Raw genomic sequence first — 7,500 nt, 5'->3', positions numbered from 1 at the left:
TTTATTCGCTATCGAGCGATCTGGCTGCTCGCACAGCTTGGCGAAAAGGGTGTTGAAACTGTTGAGTCATTGCTAATTGACGAAGATCCGATTGTCCGTGCGACAGCTTACCAGTCGCTACGAATGGTTGACGGGTATAACCTTCTAGAAGTTGCGGGTGGCTTGTCGAAAGATAGCTCTGCGGTGGTTCGACGTGAAGTAGCCGTTTCGATGCGAGATATGCCATTCGATAAGGCAGGTGATGTTATCCTAGAACTAGCCAAGTCGATCGACGGTACTGATCGTACTGAACTTGAAGCATGGGGGATTGCGTGTATCGGGAAAGAGGATGACATTTATAAGTTGATCGTTGCTCAGATTGGCGAAGCGGATCCCTTAGAGTGGAGCGACCGGTATGCGGCTTTGATGTGGCGGTTGACGCGAGCAAGTTCCGTCGCTGACTTTTACATAAGAGCATCGTCTACCGCGTTGTCGACCAAGGAGCGTTTGGATGCTCTGACAGCGATTGCGTTCACCTCTTCGAGAGCGACTGTAGATGCGTTGTTTCGCTTAGTCGGCGAGGAAGGAATCGTCGGTGAAACAGCAAAGTGGTGGTTGTTGAACTATCGGAATACGCGTTTCGCGAATTTCGGTGTGGATGCTAGGTTGAAGGCTGAAGGTATCTATGATCCGGATACTATCGTTGTAAGTGGAAGCGTGATTCCGCAGCCTCAGGAGGAAAACTACCTTTCGTTAGATCGAGTCCTGTCCTTAAATGGAGATGTAGAAAGAGGTGCGGCAAAAGCGGCAGCTTGCTACGTATGCCATAAAGTTGGCGACTCCGGTGTTGAATATGGTCCGGACCTCAATGGTTGGACATCGAGACAAGGAATCGAATCGACTATCAGAGCGATTATTAATCCTAGCGAAGACATTGCTCATGGGTTTGAAGGTAGGGAGGTTGTCCTAACAGACGGCACAATCATCAATGGTTTGCTTGAATCCCAAGGTGACCCTTTAATGGTTCGGTCCATGGGGGGATTGCGCCAGATGATTCCAGGTGATCGCGTGGAGCGGGTCAAATGGTACAATCGCTCTCTCATGCTGTCGGCGGACCAGTTAGGACTCAGCGAGCAGGATGTCGCGGACATTGTGGCGTATCTGAGCACCCTAGAATAAGTTCAAGCCAAGCGCTGCCCATCCGGAAACTTATTTGGATGGGAGCGTTTACATGACTGCCTAGAAGGTGTGAGTATCAGTGATATCGGTATTGATATAGAGATGAGTGTCGGTGTTGACGTCGTAATAGTGGTTGTAGTTTGTGCCCTCTATATTTTCGGTACCTTGGCTTGCGTACGTGGATTCGATTTCGACGGAATCGCTTGAGTCTCCATCAACAAATAGGCGATTGTTGCCGTCTGTCATATCAAGCACGTCCTCGGCTGAAATTCGCAAAGTGTCGCTAGTTCCACCGTCTATGTTGATTTGTTCAATGTTGGTGATGTTCGCATTGTCGATTGATGTGAAGTCCAGCGTATACCCCCCGATTTCGAGGTCTAGCGTATCCCAGCCGTCGCCTCCGTCGATAGTGGTTCCGTAAGGGTTTTGATTTGTGCCAATGTTAATTGTGTCATCACCGTCGCCAGCATTGATAGTGTCAGACCCTCCTCCTGCTTCTATGTAATCGTCGCCCGATCCCGTGGTTATGGTTTCGTTAGCGCTCGTACCGATATAGGTCTGGTCTGGTTCTTCGACTTGTGAATAGAGGCTTTGGGCAAAGGTGCTGTCTATCTGGCTGTCGTAGATTTCGAAGTTGTCGATGGTGCCTTGGAAGAAGTCCCGTAGACTGTCGGCAATTCCGTCCCCGCTATATTGTTGGCTGGCTCCGATAGTGATAGGTTCGTTGTTTTCGCTTATCCCTCCGGTGTAGGCATTTGTGGCGACTGAGGTTCCGTTGAGGAAGAGCTCAAGTCCCTCGCTGCCGAACGAGAGGGCCATCTGGTTGTTTGTACCCGCCGTAATCGCTCCGGGATCGGATGAAATGTGGTAGCTAGCGGAATCGCTTTGGATACGAACAGTAAGGGTTCCGTCACTCTCGATGTAGGCATCTATGTGTCCGCCCGCGTCGTAGTTCATTGAATCGCGACTGAAGAGCGTTTGCTGTCCGGAAATTTCGCTAGGATTGAATGAGATAACGAAGCTGCCCTCGGAAAGCTGAAAGTCCGAGGAGGGAGATATTTCGACGTAGTCATCAACTCCATCGAAGGAAGCGGAGGTGCCTGCTGTGAGAACGCCATCGCTACCAAGGCTCGTTCCGTTCTTGTAGGTTCCATCGTTGGTACCTGAAGCGTCTTCCGCTGTGGTTCCGGAGGATTCGTCGAATTTCCACTGGGCTATCAGTGCTGGCCCCTGATCGACGATACCTGCTTGTTGGGCGCTTTCCTCTGGTCCAGTCCCTGAATTCAGAGAGGAGGGGTCGTAATTGGCATCGTTGGAGATGACGATCTTGTCGATCGCAATGCCATCCTCTCTTTGCCAAATATTGAGTGTGTGTTGGCCAGGTTCGGTTACGGTGATTGCGACGCGACCTCCGTTCACTGAGTTTGAGCCCCACTCGAGTCCGCCGTCTCCTACGGAAAGGCCGCCATCGTCTGTTGCGACGACTCCATCCAATCCGATGTGGAGTGAATCGTCGTTGCCGGAGGATCCGCCATCTTGAGTGCCGTCGGCACGGACCCATACGTAGTAGGTGCCGGCTGCTTCGAAGTTCACTTCGTAGGTGAGTTCCGAGGAACTCGATTGGGCTTCGCTAGCGGAGAGAAGATTTTCGGAATCACCGCTAGCCATGTATACGCCTTCGCCTCCTGAGAATGATCCGTTTGAGTAGTCGGCCCAAGTGTCGCTGCCAGAGTCGGTTTTGGAAGCGTAGCTTTCCGCTTCGATGGATACGAGTCCACTGCTCATCAGGAAGGTGCCTGCTTCCGGATCGGGAACTTCCTCGACTGTGATAGCGAAGGTATCGGTGGTTGTCGCTCCAGCTTCGTCGGTAGCTGTGACCTTTACATTGATCGCTCCGTTGTCCGCAAGTCCAGGTGTGCCCGAGAGTAGGCCGGTATTCGAGTCGATGGTCAGCCAGTCCGGCAGCGCTGAGCCGTCTGAAAGGGTCGCGGAGAAAGACAGACTGTCGCCGGTATCGACGTCTCCAAAATTTCCTGACACGTCGAGATTGAAATCTACTGTTACGGTGACGCTCTGGTCTGAAATCGCGGAGGTTACGGTAGGTACGTCATTGGTATTGTCTACTGTGAGTGTGAAGGTGTCGCTGGTGGAACCGTTTTCGTCAGTAGCAATGACCTTTATCGAGATGGTGCCTACATCGTCATTGTCGGGGGTCCCGGAGAGGACGCCTGTCGAGGTATTGAAGGACAACCATTCAGGCAATGCAGAGCCGTCCGCGAGTGTAGCGGAGTAGGTGATGGCGTCCCCGTCAGTCTGGGAGAAACTTGCTGATGTGTCTACGGAGAAAGCCGCGTCTTCGTCGGTGTGGGCATCGGCGATAGGTGTGTCGAGCGAAGGCGCGCTCGCTGCCGCGTCTTCGATAGAGAGAGTTGTATCCGAAAATTGGATGAACTCTACGTTTGAAACGGTGTCGGTGCCGTCGCGGCCAGAGGTGTTGTCGGTAATCGTGAAGGTTCCGTCGCCGTTATTGATTACGTCGTAGTCGGCTTGTGCTCCGGAGTACACTATCGTGTCGGTGCCCGCTCCGCCGTCGATGGTGTCGTCGCCAGCTCCACCTGTAATGGTGTCGTCACCTGCTCCGGCGTCGATCGTGTCGTTGTCAGCGTCCACGAGTTGAACATTATCGAGTGAAATGCCCACGTTGTCGTGACCGCCAGTTTCGACGAAGCGAAGCGTATTCGAGCCGTCGCCCATGCCACCGGTGACTTCAAAGCTAAAGGACTCCCAAGTATCTTGGGCCTGGGGATCGATTGTGGCGATGAGTTCACCGCCGAAGTAAACCTGCATTGAGTTGGAAAGGTCGCCCGACCTGTCTCCCACATCGAAGGAAAGCGTATAGCTGGCGTCTTCAGTTAAGCCTTGGACGGTTTGACTGATATCCATCCGACCTGGCGACTCAGCCATATCGAGGAAGTAGTCGCCGTCTGTCGCGGCATCCATGCCTTCCCAGCCTGATACGTGCATTTCGAAGTCAGTGCTGTTCGCATCGGTCCAACCTTGTACTGAGGATTTGGATATACCCCAGGAGTGATTGTTGCCTCCGGCAACATCTTCAAAGGAACCGTTGATTATGAAGTTCGTAGCAGTGGTGGGATTTGCATCTGAATCGTCGCCGTAGATTGTGTCATTGCCGGCTCCGCCTTGGATGGTGTCGGACCCCTTGCCGCCGGAAATTTCGTCGTCGTAGTCGTCTCCGGAGATTGCGTTGGCATCTCCGTCGCCGCTTTGAACGGCAGTGGCGTTGACCTGAATGTCGAAGGTGTCTTCTGCTATCGCTGTGCCATCGGACGCCACGACTTTTACCGAGATCGTACCGCTGTCGTCTTGACTGGGTGTGCCGGAAAATTGGCCCGTGCTTGTATTAAAGCTGAGCCAGCTTGGGAGGGGATCTCCGTTGGCCAGAGTGGCACTGTAGGTGAGGCTATCGCCGACGTCGACATCTGAGAAGTTGCTGGAGACATCGAGGGAAAAGGCATTTTCTCGGTCAACAGATTGATCCGATATGGCGGACGCGGTCGGGACGTCGTTGGTATTTTCGACTTGGATACCGAAGGTGTCGGATGCGGTTGCGCCTGCGGAGTCCGTGGCGGTGACGGTTACTGAGAGGGCGCCTACGTCGCCGTTTTCTGGCGTTCCGGAGAGGACGCCTGTTGCAGAATCGATGGAGAGCCAGCTGGGTAGGGGGGCACCGTTTTCGAGGGTGGCGGAGTAGGTGAGCGTGTCCCCTTCGTCGACGTCCGAGAAGTTGGAAGAGATGTCGAGGCTGAACGCAGCGTCTTCATCGGTGGTTTGGTCGGCGATAGCAGATACGGTTGGGCCGTCGTTTGTATTTTCGACTTGTATACCGAAACTGTCGGATGCGGTTGCACCTGCTGAGTCCACGGCGGTGACGGTAACTGAAAGGGCGCCTACATCGCCGTTTTCGGGTGTTCCGGAGAGGATGCCTGTTGTCGAATCGATGGAGAGCCAGCTTGGCAGCGGGTCGCCGTTTTCGAGGGTGGCGGAGTAGGTGAGCGTGTCCCCTTCGTCGACGTCCGAGAAGCTCGATGAGGTGTCGAGGCTGAACGTGGAGTCTTCGCTCGCGTTGATTGTGGAGTCGGGAATGGAGAGCGATTCGCTGGAAATGACAGAATAGCTGCTATCGTTTGGCCCTTGCCATTCGAGCCTGAGGCTCGAGTCGCCTCCGCGCTCGAAATAGATGAGTTCGACGCTGTGCTGTCCTTCAGTCAGTTCGATGTTGCCAGTGGCGGACTGGTGAGAGTGCAACCCGTCGAGATCGACGACCTCTTGTCCGTCGACAAAGAGCCTGAATCCGTCGTCGCCAGACACCCTGAAGTTCCAAGAACCGGATGCGTCGATTTGGATGTTTCCCTCGTATTTGATGGCGACATTGTCAGAAGGGCCACCTTCGTAGACCGCTCCCCCGCCTAGGAAGAAATCAACGTTCTCCACTGTGTCTATATAGTCCGGCGTCGCATCGAAATCTATGTCCGAGAGCTGGGATGGGCTGGATCCTAGATTGAAGTACGATGCCTTCAATCCGGCTTGATTGCTCTGGATGACAGTCGGACCGTCGTTTGTATTTTCGACTTGGATACCGAAGGTGTCGGATGCGGTTGCTCCTGTGGAGTCCGTGGCGGTGACGGTAACTGAAAGGGTGCCTACGTCGCCGTTTTCTGGCGTTCCGGAGAGGACGCCTGTTGTCGAATCGATGGAAAGCCAGCTTGGCAGCGGGTCACCGTTTTCGAGGGTGGCGGAGTAGCTGAGCGTGTCCCCTTCGTCGACGTCCGAGAAGCTCGAAGAGATGTCGAGGCTGAACGCGGCGTCCTCGTCGGTGGTCTGGTCGGCGATTTCTGAGTCGAGAGTGGGGGTGTCGTTGAGCACCTCTACTGCATCGAATGTACCGTCTGCAAAGCGGAAGTTTTCGAACTCGGAGACGATGTCTATTCCTCCGCGCCCGCTAACGAGATCTTCAACGGTGTAGGTTCCGTCACCGTTGTCTGTCACGTGGTATTCTGACCGGACTCCTTCTAGTTCGAGTGTATCGGTTCCGCTTCCTCCTTTCAAGGTGTCGTTGCCGCGCGAACCGATTACGGTGTCGTGTCCGGCCCCTCCGGAGATGGACTCGATTCCGTCGAGGTTGGTTTCGGAGAAGTCGAGCGTCTGGTTGGAGTAGTCTCCGGTGACGGTGACTCCGGAGTGTCCGTCCGCGGAGATGGTCTCGATGGAATTGTCGGCGTCGAAGTCGGAGTCGATCACGATCTCGGTGTCGTCTCCGGTGGCCTTCACGGTGTCGTTTCCTTCGCCTCCGTGGAAGTCGTCGGCTCCGTCTCCCTGGGTATAGAGGAATGTGTCGTCCCCAGCGCCGCCGTGGAGGTTGTCGTTTCCGGTGGATGCGAGGATGGTGTCGTCCCCGTCGGATCCGATTACGGTGTCGTGTCCTGCTCCGCCGGAGATGGACTCGATTCCGTCGAGGTTTGTTTCGGAGAAGTCGAGCGTCTGGTTGGAGTAGTCTCCCGTGACGGTGACTCCCGAGTGTCCTTCGGCGGATATGGTCTCGATGGAATTGTCGGCGTCGAAGTCGGAGTCGATCACGATCTCGGTGTCGTCTCCGGTGGCCTTCACGGTGTCGTTTCCTTCGCCTCCGTGGAAGTCGTCGGCTCCGTCTCCCTGGGTATAGAGGAATGTGTCGTCCCCAGCGCCGCCGTGGAGGTTGTCGTTTCCGGTGGATGCGAGAATGGTGTCGTCCCCGTCGGAACCGATTACGGTGTCGTGTCCTGCTCCGCCGGAGATGGACTCGATTCCGTCGAGGTTTGTTTCGGAGAAGTCGAGCGTCTGGTTGGAGTAGTCTCCCGTGACGGTGACTCCGGAGTGTCCGTCCGCGGAGATGGACTCGATGGAGTTTTCGGCGTCGAAGTTGGAGTCGATCACGATCTCGGTGTCGTCTCCGGTGGCCTTTACGGTGTCGTTCCCTTCGCCTCCGTGGAAGTCGTCCGCTCCGTCGCCCTGGGTGTAGAGGAATGTGTCGTCGCCCGCTCCGCCGTGGAGGTTGTCGTTTCCGGTGGATGCGAGGATGGTGTCGTCCCCGTCTGATCCGATTACGGTGTCGTGTCCTGCTCCGCCGGAGATGGACTCGATTCCGTCGAGGTTTGTTTCGGAGAAGTCGAGCGTCTGGTTGGAGTAGTCTCCCGTGACGGTGACTCCGGAGTGTCCGTCCGCGGAGATGGTCTCGATGGAATTGTCGGCGTCGAAGTTGGAGTCGATCACGATCTCGGTGTCGTC

At 55.1% G+C, this 7,500-nt stretch carries 2 protein-coding genes (1 of these 2 only partly in view); one reads left to right on the top strand and one right to left on the bottom strand.

Features of this window, described 5'->3' with window-relative positions; translation table 11 throughout:
- Positions 1 to 1,158 carry the 3' end of a PVC-type heme-binding CxxCH protein gene (locus IEN85_RS10115; RefSeq protein ID WP_318186608.1) on the top strand. The gene continues 1,443 nt to the left of window position 1, outside the view, so 1,158 of the gene's 2,601 nt are visible here — the last part of the coding sequence; its start codon lies off the left edge, out of view; its stop codon occupies positions 1,156 to 1,158.
- A 60-nt stretch (positions 1,159 to 1,218) separates the two neighbouring features.
- On the opposite strand, the gene IEN85_RS10110 is transcribed toward IEN85_RS10115, so the two are convergent.
- Complete coding sequence (locus IEN85_RS10110) at positions 1,219 to 7,485, bottom strand: putative Ig domain-containing protein (RefSeq protein WP_318186607.1); 6,267 nt, start codon at positions 7,483 to 7,485, stop codon at positions 1,219 to 1,221.
- Positions 7,486 to 7,500: the final 15 nt, after the last annotated feature.

Source organism: Pelagicoccus enzymogenes (assembly GCF_014803405.1).
Classification (GTDB): domain Bacteria; phylum Verrucomicrobiota; class Verrucomicrobiia; order Opitutales; family Opitutaceae; genus Pelagicoccus; species Pelagicoccus enzymogenes.
This window is presented reverse-complemented; position numbering and strand designations above follow the sequence as displayed.